The sequence below is a fragment of the Enterococcus sp. DIV1368f genome (assembly GCF_051712245.1).
Lineage (GTDB): Bacteria > Bacillota > Bacilli > Lactobacillales > Enterococcaceae > Enterococcus > Enterococcus faecalis.
Genome location: NZ_JBIOON010000001.1, coordinates 2,075,661 through 2,094,388 on the forward strand (window position 1 = coordinate 2,075,661; position 18,728 = coordinate 2,094,388).

The 18,728-nt window shown below is 36.3% G+C and carries 16 protein-coding genes and 1 tRNA gene; 3 read left to right on the top strand and 14 right to left on the bottom strand.

Annotated elements, in window-relative coordinates; all coding sequences use genetic code 11:
• Positions 1–63: 63 nt before the first annotated feature.
• The 5 genes from IGL07_RS10115 to IGL07_RS10135 all read right to left on the bottom strand — a co-directional run bounded on the left by IGL07_RS10115 (position 64) and on the right by IGL07_RS10135 (position 9,525).
• Complete coding sequence (locus tag IGL07_RS10115) at positions 64–1,500, bottom strand: helix-turn-helix domain-containing protein (protein WP_010817531.1); 1,437 nt, start codon at positions 1,498–1,500, stop codon at positions 64–66.
• The gene (locus IGL07_RS10120; RefSeq protein ID WP_010712705.1) at positions 1,501–2,202 is read right to left on the bottom strand and encodes a bacterial Ig-like domain-containing protein; all 702 of its coding nucleotides are present in this window, start codon (positions 2,200–2,202) and stop codon (positions 1,501–1,503) included.
• A gap of 196 nt (positions 2,203–2,398) precedes the next feature.
• The gene (gene fss2 / locus IGL07_RS10125) at positions 2,399–7,354 is read right to left on the bottom strand and encodes a fibrinogen-binding MSCRAMM adhesin Fss2 (protein ID WP_075575408.1); all 4,956 of its coding nucleotides are present in this window, start codon (positions 7,352–7,354) and stop codon (positions 2,399–2,401) included.
• A gap of 175 nt (positions 7,355–7,529) precedes the next feature.
• A complete protein-coding gene (locus IGL07_RS10130; RefSeq protein WP_002376639.1) occupies positions 7,530–8,861 on the bottom strand; it encodes a hypothetical protein in 1,332 nt (443 codons plus the stop codon).
• A gap of 112 nt (positions 8,862–8,973) precedes the next feature.
• Positions 8,974–9,525, bottom strand: coding sequence for a helix-turn-helix domain-containing protein (locus IGL07_RS10135; RefSeq protein WP_002376638.1), 552 nt, complete (start codon positions 9,523–9,525; stop codon positions 8,974–8,976).
• Positions 9,526–9,738: 213 nt separating this feature from the next.
• Between IGL07_RS10135 and IGL07_RS10140 the strand changes: the two genes are divergently transcribed.
• On the top strand, positions 9,739–10,446 hold the full coding sequence (locus IGL07_RS10140) for an AzlC family ABC transporter permease (protein ID WP_010817535.1): 708 nt from the start codon (positions 9,739–9,741) through the stop codon (positions 10,444–10,446).
• Positions 10,433–10,759, top strand: a complete 327-nt coding sequence (locus tag IGL07_RS10145) for an AzlD domain-containing protein (protein WP_010817536.1) — start codon at positions 10,433–10,435, stop codon at positions 10,757–10,759. The genes IGL07_RS10140 and IGL07_RS10145 overlap by 14 nt, the downstream gene beginning before the upstream one ends.
• 49 nt (positions 10,760–10,808) lie before the next feature.
• Here the strand turns inward: IGL07_RS10145 and IGL07_RS10150 are convergent.
• Positions 10,809–10,881, bottom strand: a tRNA-Thr gene (locus IGL07_RS10150).
• A gap of 158 nt (positions 10,882–11,039) precedes the next feature.
• On the opposite strand from IGL07_RS10150, the gene IGL07_RS10155 reads away from it, so the two are divergent.
• Complete coding sequence (locus tag IGL07_RS10155; protein ID WP_002381528.1) at positions 11,040–11,276, top strand: hypothetical protein; 237 nt, start codon at positions 11,040–11,042, stop codon at positions 11,274–11,276.
• Positions 11,277–11,349: 73 nt separating this feature from the next.
• On the opposite strand, the gene IGL07_RS10160 is transcribed toward IGL07_RS10155, so the two are convergent.
• The 8 genes from IGL07_RS10160 to IGL07_RS10195 form a co-directional block, all read right to left on the bottom strand.
• Positions 11,350–11,622 carry a membrane protein gene (locus IGL07_RS10160; protein WP_002356625.1) on the bottom strand — a complete coding sequence of 91 codons (273 nt, stop codon included), beginning with the start codon at positions 11,620–11,622 and terminating at the stop codon, positions 11,350–11,352.
• 105 nt (positions 11,623–11,727) lie between these two features.
• Positions 11,728–12,357: a uracil phosphoribosyltransferase gene (gene upp, locus IGL07_RS10165; protein ID WP_002356624.1), complete on the bottom strand. Its 630-nt coding sequence runs from the start codon at positions 12,355–12,357 to the stop codon at positions 11,728–11,730.
• A gap of 131 nt (positions 12,358–12,488) precedes the next feature.
• Positions 12,489–13,727 carry a serine hydroxymethyltransferase gene (gene glyA / locus IGL07_RS10170; protein WP_002356623.1) on the bottom strand — a complete coding sequence of 413 codons (1,239 nt, stop codon included), beginning with the start codon at positions 13,725–13,727 and terminating at the stop codon, positions 12,489–12,491.
• Positions 13,728–13,802: 75 nt separating this feature from the next.
• A complete protein-coding gene (locus IGL07_RS10175) occupies positions 13,803–14,825 on the bottom strand; it encodes an L-threonylcarbamoyladenylate synthase (RefSeq protein ID WP_010817537.1) in 1,023 nt (340 codons plus the stop codon).
• Positions 14,826–14,868: 43 nt separating this feature from the next.
• Complete coding sequence (prmC, locus tag IGL07_RS10180; protein WP_010817538.1) at positions 14,869–15,702, bottom strand: peptide chain release factor N(5)-glutamine methyltransferase; 834 nt, start codon at positions 15,700–15,702, stop codon at positions 14,869–14,871.
• Entirely contained in the window at positions 15,695–16,768 is a 1,074-nt protein-coding gene (gene prfA, locus IGL07_RS10185; protein WP_002356619.1) for a peptide chain release factor 1, read from the bottom strand. Before prfA ends, prmC begins: the two co-directional genes overlap by 8 nt.
• 11 nt (positions 16,769–16,779) lie before the next feature.
• A complete protein-coding gene (locus tag IGL07_RS10190) occupies positions 16,780–17,364 on the bottom strand; it encodes a thymidine kinase (RefSeq protein ID WP_002356618.1) in 585 nt (194 codons plus the stop codon).
• Positions 17,365–17,896: 532 nt separating this feature from the next.
• Entirely contained in the window at positions 17,897–18,532 is a 636-nt protein-coding gene (locus tag IGL07_RS10195; protein WP_010817539.1) for a hypothetical protein, read from the bottom strand.
• Positions 18,533–18,728: the final 196 nt, after the last annotated feature.

The following is an 18,728-nucleotide window of genomic DNA, read 5'->3' on the forward strand; positions in this document are numbered from 1 at the left end:
AAAGTTTACTATAAACATTCAGTAACAAAAAACAGTCGCAACTAAAACACGTTGCGACTGTTTTTATTCGCTTTTTCTTTGTTTCGTTTGTTGTAGCTCTTTATTAATTCGGACAATTTCGTTGCCAAAATTTTGCCAGTCACTGGCTCGCGGGGGCGCTAGCCAAATTAAACATTTTACTGAAAATAACGTTTTTGGTAAATAATCCGAAACTACTAAATCAGTATCTGGTCGAATCGCTGAATGAAAGTGAATGCTGAAAGATTCGAATATTTTGATTTGTTCTTTGATAAACTGAGTATATTTTTCTCCTTGCGTAAAATTCACATAAAGATTGATCGTGCTTTTTTCATTCCTTTGGTCATAAAGACGGGATAACACTAATAGCAAATCAAAAAATAAAGAAAGCTTACTAAACTCAAACGTCGAACAATCCAACGCAAATAAAAACTGACGACAGCTATCAAAAACAATTGGGTAGCGTTCCTGAAAAAATTCTAAATCCATAATTCGTAAGGTGATATCGATAAAAGGCGTAATAAAACGATGTTGATAAATAATCGGAACAATTTCTTGATAAAATTCTTCTTCCGAAATTGTAAACGGCATATAAGAAAAGAATAATGTTTTCGTAGCCGTAATTGCCTCATTGTGAGAACTCAGCAAATGTTCCGAAATAAGTTCACTTTGATAGACCGATAAATTGCCGATAATTCCTTGAATTTCTGCGTTTTTCTCTGCATGAGTCGCCTTCATTACTTCGTTGATCCAACATTGAATTTCTTGATAAATCGAACTTTCTTCGTCAAAAACGAATGGATTTTCTTCTTGGGATAAAAAATAATTAGCTTTTCTTTGCGTTCGTTCTAACGCCACCAATACATAATGTTTAAATAAATGAAAATTAGTGATATTTTCATAAGAGCCTTTCAATTGAGCCAATAATTGGTTCACTGCGCGAAGATCTGTTTGATTATATAATTCTTCAGAATCTTTGTAAATTCGGTAATAGAGCATAGTAAAATATTGTCTAATCGCCATTTCATTGCCGCTAAGTTGTAAATTTTTGGATAACTTAATACCGTATTGACCTAATTCTTTCCGGATATGGTCAACAATTTTGTATACAACCGTTCGACTCATCCCGTGCTTTTCACCGTATTTTTTGATTGAGGTAAACTGATGAAAGAAAATCGTTTTTAATAGATTAAATTCTAACGAGTCTTTTAAATAATATTCTTCAATAATACTTGAAGAAATACGAAGGCTTTGAGATAACAAAATTTCATTATTTTTTTCACTGATTTCCATCTCATTAATCAGACCAAAGCGTTGCAAATCTGCATTGATTTCTGTTATGTTCCGTTCTAGCAAATAAGGAGAAATAGCTAATTGCTTACATAAACGATCTTTTCGTTCAGAAAATGAATATTGTTGCTCTAACTTTCTAATAATCGCTAATTTTAAATTTTCCCGATCATCTAATAACAAGAATTCCATTTAAACTCTCCTTGTTCCATACAAAAGTGAGCCTGACAGGAAGCTTAAAGTGGTGCCAAATTGAGAGGCCCCACTTGCCGCTCCTCCAGTAATTTCCACTGGGGCTATCGTATCTATTTTTTTCAACAACTCATCATTTAACAGCACCTTTTTATTTACTCGTTCCTGTTCAATTTTATTTTTCTTTTTCTCCTGTTTTGTTGGTTGCTCCTTGTCCTGTCTCGAGGCAATAATTGGTCTTTCTGGCCCAATCATTGCATGACTATAAGGAAGCTCTGCAAGCATATTCCCCTCTGCAGCAAAATTAGTAGGGTTGACATACACCTTCGCAATAGAAAGGTATGACTCGTAACGGAAGGTTACAAAATAAAGGCCTACTTTTTGAGTATTTACATTATTTTCTATAATTACATTTTCTAAATTTAGCGGGCGTCCCTCTTTATCTTTTAGAAAAACGACATTGTCTAATGGCGACCATGCTTGATTAACTCCTAAAAACGTGTCTTTTAATTTAAGTTCCGTTTGATTTTCTTTGACCGTAATGGTTGCTGTTTCAATTTTGCCATCCACTTCATAAGTCACGGTGTATTTGCCTGGTGTTGTCGCTTCGTTTGCATAGCTATTCACTGAAGCAATTAACATTCCTGAAGAAAGAAATAAGGCTGTGCCGATACTACCATAATAAATAGTTCGCTGGTTCATCTCGTTTATTATTCCTCCAAACTATTTCATAAAAACAACTATCTTAACAGAAAAACCTGCTAATAAGTGTTCTTAAAATAAGTAACTTGTAAAACTTCCTATTTTCCAAGGAAACAGCTACCCTCATTCATGCACTTATTCATCTTTTAAGCGTGGAACAAAAGTCACTTTAAACTTTTGCCCCACGCTCATTTAATTATTTTCGTTTCTTCTTGATGACTATACCACTAATAATCACAATAAGTAACACAACAAGTCCTAGCACACGATAGAGACCATTAGTTTGTTCTCCCATTTTTGGATAACGTCCTTGCTTGTCAGGTTTCACAATGTGTGTGACATACTGACTACTTTTTATCGTGGTTTGATTCGTTGAAGAACTAGTCTGGTTGTTCTCATTTTTATCTGGTAGTGGTGTAGGATTACGATCAATCACATGAACAGTTGCTACTGTCGTTAATTGACGAGGTGTTTCGTTTGAAAACATTGAGAAAAGTCGTGACTGCACAGCTGGTTTGGTTTCATTAACTGGCTCAGTGGTATAGGAAATCTGGTACTCTCCAGTTTTCTTTGTATCAACTTCCCCTTTTACTTGAACCTTATCAAAGGATATAGCATGACCATCACGATCTGTCGCTGAAACGAAATTATCTTCTGGTTTCCACGAATCACCAACATAAATCGTTGAATCTTTGACTTCTAACTTAGATTGGTCGGGTTTGACAGTCACATTAGCTGTTTCTTCTTTACCTTCGTAACTGTAAATGATTGGGTAAATGCCCGCTTTGGTGTTATCAACTTGACCTGAAACAGTGATTTTTTCGAAGGGGACATCTTGACCTGTTTTATCTGTCGATGAAACAAAGTTCTCTTCTGGTTTCCATGAATCACCCACATAAATCGTTGTATCTTTGACCTGTAAGCGACTGTCATCACGGACATGAACGATTGCTTTCGCTTCTTTTTTGCCATTTTTATAGACAATTTCATAATCGCCTATTTTATCAACATTCACTGTTCCCTGAACATCAATTTTTTCAAAAGGAACATTTTGACCTGTTTTATCTGTTGCTGAAACGAAATTATCTTCTGGTTTCCACGAATCACCAACATAAATCGTTGAATCTTTGACTTCTAACTTAGATTGGTCGGGTTTGACAGTCACATTAGCTGTTTCTTCTTTACCTTCGTAACTGTAAACGATTTGATAAACGCCTGCTTTGGTGTTATCAACTTGACCTGAAACAGTGATTTTTTCGAATGGGACATCTTGGCCTGTTTTATCTGTTGCCGAAACGAAATTATCTTCTGGTTTCCATTTATCGCCCACATAAATCGTTGAATCTTTGACTTGTAAACGACTGTCATCACGAACATGAACGATTGCTTTTGCTTCTTTTGTGCCATTTTTATAGACAATTTCATAATCGCCTATTTTATCGACATTCACTGTTCCCTGAACGTCAATTTTTTCAAAAGGAACGTCTTGACCTGTTTTATCTGTTGCTGAAACGAAATTATCTTCTGGTTTCCATGAATCACCCACATAAATCGTTGTATCTTTGACCTGTAAGCGACTGTCATCACGGACATGAACGATTGCTTTCGCTTCTTTTTTGCCATTTTTATAGACAATTTCATAATCGCCTATTTTATCAACATTCACTGTTCCCTGAACGTCAATTTTTTCAAAAGGAACGTTTTGACCTGTTTTATCTGTTGCTGAAACGAAATTATCTTCTGGTTTCCACGAATCACCAACATAAATCGTTGAATCTTTGACCTCTAACTTAGATTGGTCGGGTTTGACGGTCACATGGGCTGTTTCTTCTTTACCTTCGTAACTGTATACGATTGGATAAATGCCCGCTTTGGTGTTATCAACTTGACCTGAAACAGTGATTTTTTCAAATGGGACATCTTGACCTGTTTTATCTGTTGCTGAAACAAAGTTCTCTTCTGGTTTCCATGAATCGCCGACATAAATCGTTGTATCTTTGACTTGTAAACGACTGTGATCAATTGTTTTAGTTAATGGAATTTTTAGTTGGTTGTCTCCTTTGACCAGCTTAATGGCTTTGCCTGTCAAATACTCTTCATCCACGGAATATTCCTGCGGTACATTCGTTACTCGCAAAGTATAATCACCTGTCATGATGGCATCAAAGGAGTATTGACCTTTTTCATCTGTTGTAAATTCGGTTGCTGTATGTGTGACATTATCAATTAGTTCAAAAGAAACCTTCGCAATTGCTTGGTTTTCATCCTCTATGTTATGCGTATAGAATGTGGCAGTTGCTAAATAAACAATACCTTCCGCATCGCCTTCTGAGAATTTCAATGTGATTGGCGCAGTGGCGACTTTTTTCTTGTTAGCAGACATCTGGTCCAATGTTTCAGAGTCGATTGTTGTTTCTGTATAGATTTGGCCAGCGTTTGCAGAGACAGTATTGTATTCAATCGTAATATTTTCTGTCAATGTATAGTCTTTAAAAATAATTTTCGCACCGTTTGTAGTCTTCTCTAATGAATAAGCATCTTCTGGCACGCCTTTCACGGTAATAGAATTCACATCGATTTGAGCATTGGTTGTGCCTTTTGGTGTTAATTCAATCGTTGGATTTTTCACACGATGTGTTTTATTATCAATATTTTTTGTTGTTACTGTCGTTTTTGTTACATTTTTTAATGTTGGATTCGCCGCTTGTGTTGCACTCAAAATGTCTAACGCTTCATTTTGAACAGAAACCGAAGCAGAGCCTTCATTATTATTCGATTGTGGTTCTTTAGCTGTCCCTGTTATATAAAGAGTCGGCACGTCGATCCAGCCATTGGCATTTTTATACTCAATAATGTAACGTTTGTTGGTTTTTCCAAAATCAAACGTGTAACTATTGGTATTTTCGTCAAAAGTAATTGTTGGGTATCCAGGACTGTCTGGTGACATTGGTTTATCAAAATAATAGCCACGATCCCAGTATTGTGGATAAATTGAATCTACCTGATCGTTTGAAACATCATAAATGTCAAAAAGAACATCGGCGCCAGCTGGAATTTTTGTACGGACACTTAGTGAGTCAAAAGAATCATTTCGTGCATTGACAAGGAATTGATTTTTACTACTTTGAAGTGTTCGTTCTGAACCACGCTTACTATTAGTAGTTACTGTCGTATCAACTGGAGTTAAACCTTCAGCACTCATTGTTATCGGTATCGTATCGACTGGGATACTTTTATCTTTTGGCAAACTATCTGGCACATAATTAAAACCAATTGGAATTTGGATTTCATTGGTTATTGGCGTAGTGAACTTAATAACTGAGCCATCTGACGTTGGCGTTACTATATAATCCGTTCCTAACTTGTAATAAAAATAAATTTCTTTTGTAGCTCGTAATGAAAGATAATTAGGATGCTTTACTTTAATTTCTAAATTTTGAATCGGTGTCTCTTTGCTTCCCATAACTGAGACAGTTGTTCTTGATGAATAGGCACCATTTTGATCATAATTACCCCAAGCAGTTTCAGCATTCAAAGGATTAACAACACTAATTGGTTCAATATATTGATCAGATACTAATTGAATGGCTTTATTAGGACCAATTACAGGTGTACTTAATGATAGATTAATGTCCTTCTTGTCAAAATCCATTGTTAAATCAGAAATATTTATTCTTAAATAGCTATCTTTTGTGGCCGTTAAGGTAAGCTTGCCACCTTCAGTTTTAATATCAAAATAGTCTTCCAATTTTACATTTTCATATAAAGGACCATACGCCGTAAATTTAGGATTCTTAATTTCTTGACCATTTGTACTCTCTAATACGATTTGTTGACCTACTTTTGTTTCTGTTAATGTGCCATAAATTGTTACATAATATTTCCCTTTGCTTTGAAAACTGATATAGGACATACTACGCATTTCACGATCAGCAATTACTTTACTTGTTTGACTCGTCTTAGCAGTAAAATCGGTTGTTTTATTCGTTCCTGTCGTATTTTTTAACGAAAGAGAACCTAACTTGGTTGTTGGATATTGCTGATAAAATGAATAACTGTAGTCCGAAGCACTCTCTAAATAAATTGTTCGATTAATCGATAAAGAATAGGCTTTTTGTTGATTCATGTTTGGAACAGTTACAGCAATCCGCCCGAGTGAATTATCGCTTAATGTATAATCTTTGCCAGGTGTTAACAGGGTTTGCGTTTCTGGTAAAATTTGACCATTAATGTCGACATCGTAACTGAAAACTTGAGGTTCCAAGTTATCTTGTTTTCCAAAGACAGCGCCTGGCGTCTCTGTTGTCAATAATTCTAATGTTTGATTGCCAGTTAACGTCCGGTCTAAATTATAAAAAATTTCGCCATCTAACCCTGTCGTTCTGGTTCGTTCGTTATATTGAATTGGTTCCACTTGTTCATATAAATCAAACGAGTAGTTTTTTTTATTTTTTCCTGGAGTTTCAATTTTGATTAATGGTTCCGCCTCTGTTGTTAGATAACTTTTTAGTTCTACTTTAAAGGAGGTATCCGAAACTCGCTGATTAAACGTAATACTTAATATTTTGGTTGCCGCATCGACTGCCCAAGTTGCGCCAATGCCTGTCACTTCTCCACTAACAGTTGAATAACCTAAATGTTCTGGTAATTGAACTGTATAAACTGATCCAGGTGCATAACCTGTGTTTCCAACAGCAAATTGGAACGTAGCGGTTACCGGTGTTGTATTTAATTCGCGATGAACCTCTGTTTGGCTGTATTCTGTTCCACCAATCGGCGCAAGACTCATACTGTCAAGTAGTTCATCTGTAATTGGCGCTTGAACATCTGGTAGGGCTTTTTCATTAAGTGAGGTATCCTTGTCCTCCGTTGTTTGTTGTTCAGATGGTGTAGCAGCATCACTGGAAGCTGTTGTGCTCGCCTCTGTGGTTTGCGATTCAGTTGTTGCAGTTGGCTGATTCATTTCTGAAGTAGTCGTTGTTGCTAAAGGTAAAGCTGGTGTTGTGCTCGATAACTCTGCCTCTTTTTTTGCTGTATCAGTGGTCTCTGTTTGTGCTTCTGTCGTTGTTACAGCATAGGCATTTACGGCAAACCCGAAATTTTGTGCGAGAAGTATACTCAACATCACAAAAGAAAAAGTTTTTTTCTTCATACTAATCCCCTTTCAATAAAATTCATATAACCTAATAATAGCTTGTTAAAAATGAAACAATTGATTAATTTTTTTTGAATCTTCGAAAAAAAAAAACAGCTTTTCATAAAAAAATACTTGGAAAATCAGCCACAATCACTGTTTTTCCAAGTATTTTTTTATTAATATTTGTAAATTATCGTTTCTTTTGACGAAAAACGACCACGAAATAAACTGCAATAAACAATAACACTAAGAGCGAGTTACTATTTTTAATGAAAGTTAAAAATTGACTTGTTTGCGTTGAAATACCTTTGCCGCCAGTCAATTCTAATAAAAATTGTGTCGTACCACCTTTGCCTACTACAGTGACTAACATAAGCGCCATCAAAATAAATTGATGGAATAAACTCCCTTTTGTTTGTGTTGTATATTTGATAAGGATGCGACTATCTTTTGGCAAATCTGTCTCTTGATAATATCGCCTAGCTAAAAAGCTGTTCAATGTGCTTTTGAAAAAACTCAAGAGAAACAGGCCTAAAATAGTCCACGAGGTAAGAAGTAATATTCCCAAACTTCCCGCCAGACCAACCATTGGTATGTTGTTTGACCATTGTTTCGTTTTACTAGCTGCAATCATTGCAAAAATCATCCCTAAAACATAAGGTAAATAGAGATAGATGCCCATATGAGCTCTGCCATAAACCCCTGCAACATAAATGGAACCAAATAAAAATAAATAGTTCCCGACAATCCCGTTAATCAAGGTCGCAAGATTCATTTCTAATGATACTTTATACGCGCCGCGTTTGCCATAATGACTAACGAAAAGGACAGCCACCACAAAGAAACAGCAGGCGCCAACAATCGCATAATCAAATTCCACCGCATTCGTTAATAAGCGACCACTTCTTAATAAAAGCAATAACACAAAAAAGATAACAAACAGAATTAATTCTTTTCGTGAAACTTCTGCTGATTCTTCTTCTAGCTCGTTTAATGAAACAGGATAGCTCTTGATTGCTACTAAAGCAACCAGAAAATAGAGCGCGTACACCAATAACGCCAGTCCAATCTCAGTCGCTTTAAAAAATAAAGCGCCAAATAAAACAGCGGTCAATAAGACTGTCGTTAAAAGATTGCTATGACTGATTTTTTGACCTTCTTCTTTTAAGAAAAAGCGAATTGATTGATTACTTGGTGGCAACAACGCCCCACTAAGTCCTAACAACATTCCTGAAATACTATAAAGCGGGAAAGAATAAGCGCCGGCAATCCCAATTAAGGAGCCTGCCAAGCCTAACAATAGAGAAATCTTTAGTAGACCTAGACTAGTTAAAGACAAATTAATTCCTCGAACTAGAAAAATGCCTGTCATACGCAATGTATAAAATAAGACAAATGGTAAAATTGTTAAAAGGTTGTGTCCATCACTCAATTGAATGTAAAGTAAATAAGGCACAACAATAATCGTATTACTTAGTAAACTTAATGCTGTATTACCAAGACTTTCAATTTTTTTATTCATTTTGACCTCTTCTTTTATCTTTCATTTTCTATTATTTTTAGGGTAGCATTGTTTACTTTTTTTGTCCATAAAATAACAGATGTAGCAATTTCCTAATGTCTATTTTCCACTGTTACGTATAATAGTTAATGACGACTGCTTGGACTTTCTCTGTTCCGTCATTTATATACGTGTGTACTTGATTAGCATCAAAATACATAGCCGCGTCTTTTGGAAGAAGATATCTCTGACCGCCCACTTCAATAGCTAATGTTCCTTGAATAACCATGACATATTCTGTCGAACGTTTTGAATGCCCAACAGCTTGATACTTTTTCCCTGGATCTAATTCAAACTGAAAGAGTTCAAAGTTTCTTTCCTGGTTGTCTGAGTAGTAATTAAAGACTCGATAGGAGTGATCTTCAGAATGTTGTGTTACCGTCTCAGTTTTTTTAACCACGGGATTTTCTTTAACATAGTCATCTTCTAATAAATACGTATATGGAACATTGAGTCCATTACTTATTTTCCAAATTGTATTTATGGTAGGATTGGTGGTTCCTTTTTCAATCTGCGAAAGCATCCCTTTACTCACTCCGGTTATCCCAGCTAGTTCATCTAACGTAAGTTTTTTTTCTTGTCTAATTTTTTTTAAATTATTGCCAATAATTGTATTAATCTCCAAAATAGTTGCTCCTTCTGTTTCTTTTTATCATCCAAAAGTTTAATATATTGAACAAAAGTATTCTTTATTGTATTATACAATATATATCTTAGTTGTTCAAAAGGAGTGGTTAATAATGAAAACGCTCATTCGCTCGTTGTGTCTTATTATCGAAGGTCTAGATTTTCAGACACACGTGTTTAAATTTTATACAGAAAGAAGGAAAAAAAGAGAATGAACCCCCAATTAGATGCACGTACTGGCATTCGTGAAGCCTTGCCAACGGTTTTTGGCTATATTGGTATTGGCATTGCTTTTGGTATCGTAGGACAAGCAGCAGGTTTTCCCCCTCTTATTGTTAGTGCGATGTCGTTTTTTATTTTTGCAGGATCTGCTCAGTTTGTAACAGTTAGTATGTTGACTGGTGGCAGCCCTATTTTATCCATTGTGTTAGCGACTTTCTTAGTAAATGCGCGTATGATTCTTATGGGAATGACCATTGCGCCTTACTTTAAAGCCGAATCTCTCGGTAAAAATCTCTGGTTGGGAACCTTACTGACGGATGAAAGTTTTGCACTAGGAATGAATAAATTAAACCACACCAAAGGACGTTTAAGTTTTGAGTGGTTTAATGCTGCCAATTTGATTTCCTATGCGACTTGGGTTTTTTCGACGATCATCGGTGCCTATCTAGGACGCTTTATTGCAAATCCTCAAGCATTAGGTCTTGAGTTTGCGGTCGTGGCTATGTTCATTGGTTTACTTTATCTGCAGATAATTAGTGATCGTTCCATGAAAATTGCTTTACAACTCATCATGGTCCTGATTACTTTTGGGTTGATGTCTATTGGTCTAATTTTTATTCCCAGTAATTTAATTGTCTTAGTTGTCACGTTAATCGGTTGTGGAATAGGAGTGATGATAAAACATGCCTTCTTCTGAGTATCTCTTTTTAACAATTTTAGGCTGTACCGTTGCAACCTGGCTTTCAAGAATACTGCCATTTTTACTTTTAAAAAAGATCAGTCTGCCACAGAAATTATTAGAATATCTAAGTTTTGTTCCCATTGTGATTATGTCCGCCTTATGGTTTAGTAGCTTATTTGAACAAAGAATTGGGCATTTACCAAGCCTCAATCTTCCTTATTTATTCGCTTCATTCCCTACCATTGTAGCCGCAATACTTACTAAAAACTTATTGCTTATTGTACTGGTAGGCATTGCTTCATTTGCACTAATCCAAAATTTTATCTAAAAAAACAGACAGGCACTACCATCTGGTAGTGCCTGTCTGTTTTTTTAGATGCCAGCTGCAGGGATCGAACCTGTGACCTACGCGTTACGAGTGCGTTGCTCTACCAACTGAGCTAAGCTGGCCTGAAACAAATCTATTATAGGACTTTCTACTTTATTTGTAAAGTCTGTTTGTTATTTATTTATGCAAAATCTCTTTAAAATAAGCCAAATAGCGACTTTACAAACTTTTTTCTGAAAATGTGGTATAATAGAGATATCAAGAAAGGATGGTTTTTTGTATGTCAAATTTTAATGGTATGGTTACTCCTGTTGTTCCATCGGATGCTGGTAAGGATTTCGCCGTTGACACCCATGTTACTTTTCTTGTTCACGGACAGCCACAAACAGGCGTTGTTACGAAACAATTAAAAAATGCCGCTGTCGTCGAAATTGACGAAACGCAAAAAAACAATCACTTAATGGTGCACAGCAATGGTGTGATTGTTATTAATTACAAACAATTGAAAAAGATTTAATTCTTCAAGCGTGGGAAATTTCCCCCGCTCTTTTTTATGTACAGAATTGGAATACTTTCCAATTCGTCGGAAACTATAATGCTGTAATAAACGCAAAAAAACCAAAAATAATTCCGGGAACATTAGCAAAAATAATGGACTTATCTCGTGTTTCTCCATCGTCTCCATATAAACCATGAATCGTCCAAAAAATACAATTAATCATTGCCACTAATGGTTGCGTCGGATTGCCTTTTTCCCCATGTAAATTTCCATAAATTTGTGGAATATATGAAACATACATCAAAACTGACATCACACTAGCAATCACAGCGATAGCGTGTAAGACTTTTTTATTCTTTTTCATAGCTCCTCCTTTGTTTTTTTATTTTTTATTATACACCTAGAAAAGTTCTTTAAGCAAAAGAAAACCGTTAGTAACCATAATCGGTTATCTAACGGTTTTTTGTTATTATTTTGTTCCAAATAAACGGTCACCAGCATCCCCTAAACCAGGAACGATATAGCCGTCTTCGTTTAAGCGCTCATCTAAAGCTGCTGTATAAATATCTACATCTGGGTGCGCTTCTTGTAAAGCTTTCACACCTTCTGGAACGGCCACTAGACATACAAATTTAATGTTGCTAGCACCACGTTCTTTTAATGAATCGATGGCCATAATTGCGGAACCACCTGTTGCTAGCATTGGGTCAACAACAAATAATTGACGACTTGCAATGTCTTCAGGTAATTTCACGAAGTATTCATGTGGTTGCAATGTTTCTTCATCACGGTAAAGTCCAACGTGTCCAACTTTCGCTGCTGGAATTAATTCTAAAATCCCATCAACCATGCCAATGCCGGCACGTAAAATAGGAATGATTGCTACTTTTTTCCCTGAAAGTGTTTTTTGTGTTGATTTACCCATCGGTGTTTCGATGACAACATCCTCTAAAGGCATATCCCGTGATACTTCATAAGCCATTAACATAGCAATTTCGTTGACAACTTCGCGGAAAACCTTTGTCCCACAGTTCTTTTCGCGAATCATTGTTAGTTTGTGTTGAATTAGCGGATGATCAATTACTTGAAATTTTCCCATATCTATTCTCCTTCATTATTTTATTCTTTCTTATTGTAAAACAAAAGAGCCTAGGACACAAGTTGAATTCCTTAAATCCTAAGCTCCGACTCTTATTTGTACAGAGAATCGCGCTTCAGCTATCCCTGATGTTAGTTATATAATGGATATTTTTTAGTTAGCGCTGCTACAGCTGCTTTGACTTCATCATGAACTGCTGTATTTTCTGGATCTTTTAAAACTTGAACGATTAATTTAGCAACTTCTACTGCATCTTCTTCTTTAAAACCACGTGAAGTAATCGCAGGCGTTCCAATACGGATACCACTTGTTTTAAATGGACTTAATTGTTCAAACGGAATTGAATTTTTATTGACAGTAATATTTACACTATCTAAAATAGCTTCTGCTTCTTTTCCATTTAAACCAAAACCTGTCACTTCAATCAGTAATAAGTGGTTGTCTGTTGCCCCACTAATTAAACGAGCTTCTGGCGCTTGATTGAAAACTTTCGTCATCGCTTGTGCATTTGCAATCACTTGCTGACTATATTCAGCAAAACTTGGATCCAAAGCTTCTTTAAAAGCTGCGGCTTTTCCAGCAATCACATGTTCCAATGGGCCACCTTGAATGCCTGGGAAAATACTACTATTTACTTTTTTCGCCAATTCTTCGCTATTTGTCAAAATTAAACCGCCACGAGGACCACGCAATGTTTTATGGGTCGTACTTGTTACGATATCAGCATACGGAACTGGATTTGGGTGCAACCCTGAAGCTACCAAGCCTGCAATATGCGCCATATCAACCATTAACTTGGCATCTACTTCATCAGCGATTTCACGGAAACGTTTGAAGTCAATCGTTCGTGAATACGCACTTGCGCCTGCAACGATTAGTTTTGGACGATGTTCTCTTGCTAAAATTCGCACGACATCGTAATCGATTACTTCTGTTGAAGGATCCACTCCATAACTGACAAAATTATAGGTTTTTCCACTAAAGTTAACGGGCGAACCATGTGTTAAGTGACCACCAGCTGATAAATCCATCCCCAAAATGGTATCACCTGGTTCAACCAATGAAAGGTATGCCGCTGTATTGGCTTGAGAACCTGAATGGGCTTGTACATTCGCGAATTTTGCACCAAATAATTCTTTGGCACGATCGATAGCTAAATTTTCTACGATATCGATAAATTCACAACCACCATAGTACCGTTTGCCAGGGTAACCTTCTGCGTATTTATTCGTTAAAATACTTCCTTGGGCAGCCATAACCGCTTTTGACACGACATTCTCAGATGCGATTAGTTCCAAGTTATTTTCTTGGCGCTCTTCTTCTCTTGCAATTGCATTCCATAAATCTGGGTCATACGTTTTGTAATCCATTCAAACAACACTCCATTTTGTTTTCTTTTGTCTGATTGTATCATACTTCTGTGTCAGCTTCGTTACAAATACCTCTTATTTTTCAAAAAATTTTTGATTGGCTGATTTTTTCAAGCGATTCATGTAAGCAATGCCTAAACCAGTTTCTGCAAATCCTTGTGCAAAAATCGTGGTAGCTCCTTGCTCATCTAACGCTCTTAACCCTGCAAATAGTTCTTTTGTGGCATTTTCAACTGTTTCTGCACCATAAGAATAAACAAACGCATTTTCTGTATCTAGTTGTGCTGCCTGTTCATCACTTAAAAATAAGCCGATTTTTTCCTGTTGTTCTTTTGCTTGCTGAATCGCCGCTTGCCATTCTGCTGTTTGACCGCTTATAATCCAAACTTCCGCATCAGGAGAATAGTGTTTGTATTTCATCCCTGGCGCTTTGGGTGCTGCATTTTCGCTAATTAAATGTGTATCGATTTTCACTTGGGGAATAATGCTTTCCAACTGCTCTTTGGTAATTGCTCCTGGTCGTAAAATAACTGGCACACCATCTTCCGCCGTTAAATCTAAGACCGTTGACTCCACCCCAATCTGCGTTGGGCCATCATCTAATATGGCAGCAATTTTCCCCTGCAAATCATGATAAACATGCTCTGCAGATGTTGGACTAGGCTTGCCAGAAGTGTTCGCACTTGGTCCGACCAACGGAACATTGGCTTGTTCAATCAAAGCTAAGGTCGCTTGGTTATCTGGCATACGAAAAGCGACTGTCTCTAAACCACCTGTTACTGTTTTAGAAAATGTATCGCTAGGCACATTAAAAATTAAAGTTAATGGTCCCGGCCAAAAGGCAGACACCAATTTTGTAGCGACTTCTGGTAAGGTCGCTACGTATTTTTTGACCATCTCAACGTTGTTCACATGAACAATCAATGGATTATCACTGGGGCGGCCTTTTACTTGGTAAACTTTTTTTACTGCCGCTTCATTTAAGGCATCGGCACCTAAGCCATAAACAGTTTCTGTTGGAAAAGCCACTAGCTCGCCTGCTTGAATGGCTGCTGCTGCTTGGGCTATTTCTTGTTTGGTTAATTTTTTTGTTTCCATTGCAAATCGCTCCTTCTAGAAAAGTGGCGACGAAGAACCTTAGTTACTCGGCTATCGCGAGGCGATCGTTGCCAGATAAATCTTTTTCAATTTTAATTGTTTTTTGTGGATAGGCGGCTCTCAATAATTCTTGGAGGGCCGCGCCTTGTTGAAACCCTATTTCAAAATAAATTTTACCGTCTGCTTTAAGCATCGTTTGACTTTCATGAATTAATTGTTGGTATAAAGCCAAACCGTTATTTTCAGCGAATAAAGCGGTTTTAGGTTCATACGTTCGGACACTTGCATCCATTAAATGCCATTCTTGTTCACTAATATAGGGCGGATTAGAAATAAGCAGATCAATTTTTTCAGAAGCAACTGGCTGTAAGCCATTCCCGTGATAAAATTCGATGCCAGCACCTAATGCTTGCGCGTTTTGTTTAGCGACAGTCAACGCTTCCTCTGAAAGGTCAATAGCAATAACTCGCCAGTTGGGCCGTGCCAGTTTCAAGCTAACCGCAATGGCACCTGTCCCTGTTCCGACATCCACGACCGTCAAAGGAGTATCTGGATTGGCTTTTAAGCAACGCTCGACTAATTCTTCTGTTTCTGGCCTAGGAATCAAAGTATGTTCATTAACAATAAAGGAATGTCCATAAAATTCAGCTTGTCCTAGTAAATATTGTGCTGGGTAATCTGTCAATAATTGGGCTAAATCCGTTTTTAATTGTTCCTCTTCTTCTTTGGGCATTTCTTCTTGCATATGCAAGAGCCACTGCGTTTTATCCCAACCTTTACGTTCTAAGAAAACATAGTGAATAGCATAGCCTTCTTTGCCTTGCGCCTCTAAAAAAGAAGAAGCCCAGTTAAGGACTTCAAAGTAACGTTTAGCCATTTTGCATCTCTTCTAATTTCGATGTTTGATCATATAAGACTAATGCATCAATGATTTCGTCTAATTTACCAGCAAGAATCTGGTCTAGTTTTTGGATGGTTAAACCAATACGATGATCCGTTACTCGATTTTGTGGGAAGTTATACGTTCTGATTCGTTCTGAACGATCTCCGGTCCCCACCGCCGATTTACGGTTAGCATCATATTCACTTTGTGCTTCTTGTTGAATTTGGTCATACACACGAGCACGCAAAACTTTCATTGCTTTTTCACGGTTTTTTAGCTGTGAACGTTCATCTTGCATTGCGACCACGATTCCTGTTGGTAAATGGGTTAAACGAACAGCCGAAGCGGTTTTATTAACGTGCTGTCCACCAGCGCCACTTGCATGATAAATATCGACACGGATATCTTTATCAGCTAATTCGATTTCGACTTCTTCGGCTTCTGGCATAACTACAACGGTTGCTGTCGATGTATGAATCCGTCCTTGTGATTCTGTTGAAGGAACTCGTTGCACGCGGTGAGCGCCACTTTCGTATTTTAATTTTGAAAAGACGTTATCTCCTGAAATCATCATAATTACTTCTTTATATCCACCGATTCCAGTGACGTTCGCTTCTAAAACTTCCGCTTTCCACCCTTGTGCTTCTGCATATTTTTGGTACATATTAAATAAGTCGCCAGCAAAAAGTGCGGCTTCATCGCCACCAGCTGCACCACGGATTTCCATGATGATATTTTTATCATCATTTGGGTCTTTTGGTAATAATAAAATTTTAATGCGGTCTTCTAACACTTCTTTTTCTTTTTTCAAATCAGAAAGTTCTTCTTTCGCCATTTCGGCCATTTCCGCATCTAAGTTTTCACTTAAAAGTTCTTCGGCATCGCTAATCCCTTCAACAACTTGTTTATATCGGCGATAAACCTCAACCGTCTCACGTGTATTAGCTTCTTCCTTCGATAATTCCATGAAACGTTTTGTATCACTAATGACTGCTGGGTCACTTAATAATTCCCCCAATTCCTCATAGCGATCTTCAATAGATTGTAATTGATCGTACATAGTGTCTCTCCTTACTGTTCTTCATTCACTGTTTTTGGATGAAAATAATGTTTGCGACAAACAGGATAGTAGGCTTCATTCCCACCAATTTGGACTTGATCCCCTTCATAAACGGGTTTGCCATCAATATAGTGCAAGTTCATAGTTGCTTTTTTATGACAGAACCAGCAAATCGTTTTTAATTCTTCTAATTTGTCTGCATATAAAAGTAAATACTTTGAGCCTTCAAATAATTCATTTCTAAAATCATTCTTTAGCCCAAATGCCATTACTGGAATATCTAATTCGTCAACAATTCGTGCAAATTCAATGACATGATGCTTGTTTAAAAATTGACATTCATCGACTAATACGCAAAAAGGTTTGTAAGACAAATCATTAATCAAGTCAAAGACATTGGTTTCTTCAAAAATTGGAATAGCATCTCTGCGTAATCCGATGCGACTGGATACTTTCCCAACACCATCACGTGTATCTAGTCCACTGGTCATCAAAACAACTGGTTTGTCTTGTTCTTCGTAATTGTGTGCTACTTTTAAGATTTCAATGGTTTTACCACTGTTCATTGCGCCATACTTGAAAAATAATTGAGCCATGTTCACTACACCTTTCCGTTAGTTCCTTACGTATTTTACTATATTTTCGAAGTTTTTTATAGTGGTAAATTCAAGTCTTACGCATCAAAGACTTTCAGCAACATGATTTTTTTCATCCCTGCTCCATTTTTAGAACATAAAAAAGATAATTCCCCACTTGAATTAGTGGAACAATTACCTTATCTGCTTTACTTGCTATTTCTATTAGATTTATACAGCTGATAAAGGATTTTTTGCTCTTTGCACTCAATATCTGCCTTATTTTTTGCTAATCTAATTGTATCAAAATAAAAGAGCTATTGAGCACTCAATTTGTGTAATATTCAACTTATTTTTAGCTAATCGAATTACTCTAAAACTTTTTTATTATGACTGAAATACCTATTTCTAATTTGAAAAAGACCATTAAATTTAGAGAGTCAATATATTAATTGGCAGCTTAATTAATATTGTCAGATGTCAGCATGAAAAATTAGGATTAGCAAATCCAATTATGAAGAATAAAAAGTTGGAAATTCCATGATTATTACAACTATTCTTCCATTCTTTGAATTTGATCAGGAGATAGAAATATCCTAACAAACTCTTTATCTCTATGATTTAAATCATAATATTGATTTTTATGTGTAATTCTTCTAAGTCTTACTTTTATCGAATTGCGCATAGCAGTTTTATCAATACTATTATCTTTTAGTTTGTTATAAACACTCTTCAAGCATTTTGCTTGATTACATGTCAAACCAACATCAATCCTTATAGCTTCTATCAGATTTTCTTTAAAGTCACTGTTAGGTGAAGAAAAAAATTTTTCTTCTATAATCTCTATAGTGCGTTTTTTCCAAAATTCTTGTTTTTCTTTACCCATACGTTCTTTTTTGACAATATTGCCTTCTGTATCTAATAAAACAGAGTTATTGTCTTCAACATGTTCAATAAATTTTTCAATGCAAGAGCTACCAACAATCATTTTATTCTTATTGTACTTGTTGATGATGGTATACTCGTACCTAATATGCTCATGTTCACACAATTCACAATCCATCTCAGAATCACTATTATCTTCTAACCCTCTATAATTCCATTCTTTTGTTGCAATTATGAAATTGTTTTGTTCTTCACTAAGAGGAAGTAAATTCTTTTTTGCATTTTTCAACCAAACATTGCTCATATCAAACGGCCTCCAATCCTTTTATTTAATTAAACTCCTTGCTATTTTAAATATTATTACAAAGGGTTTACGTTTCAGTATCTTTAACTTCTGATTTATGTCCACTTATACAAACTTTTGTTAATTAACTCTCTGCTTGCTAAATATCCAACTCGTCTTTTTTATTTCCATTTAAAATACTGGTAAGTCAATATAA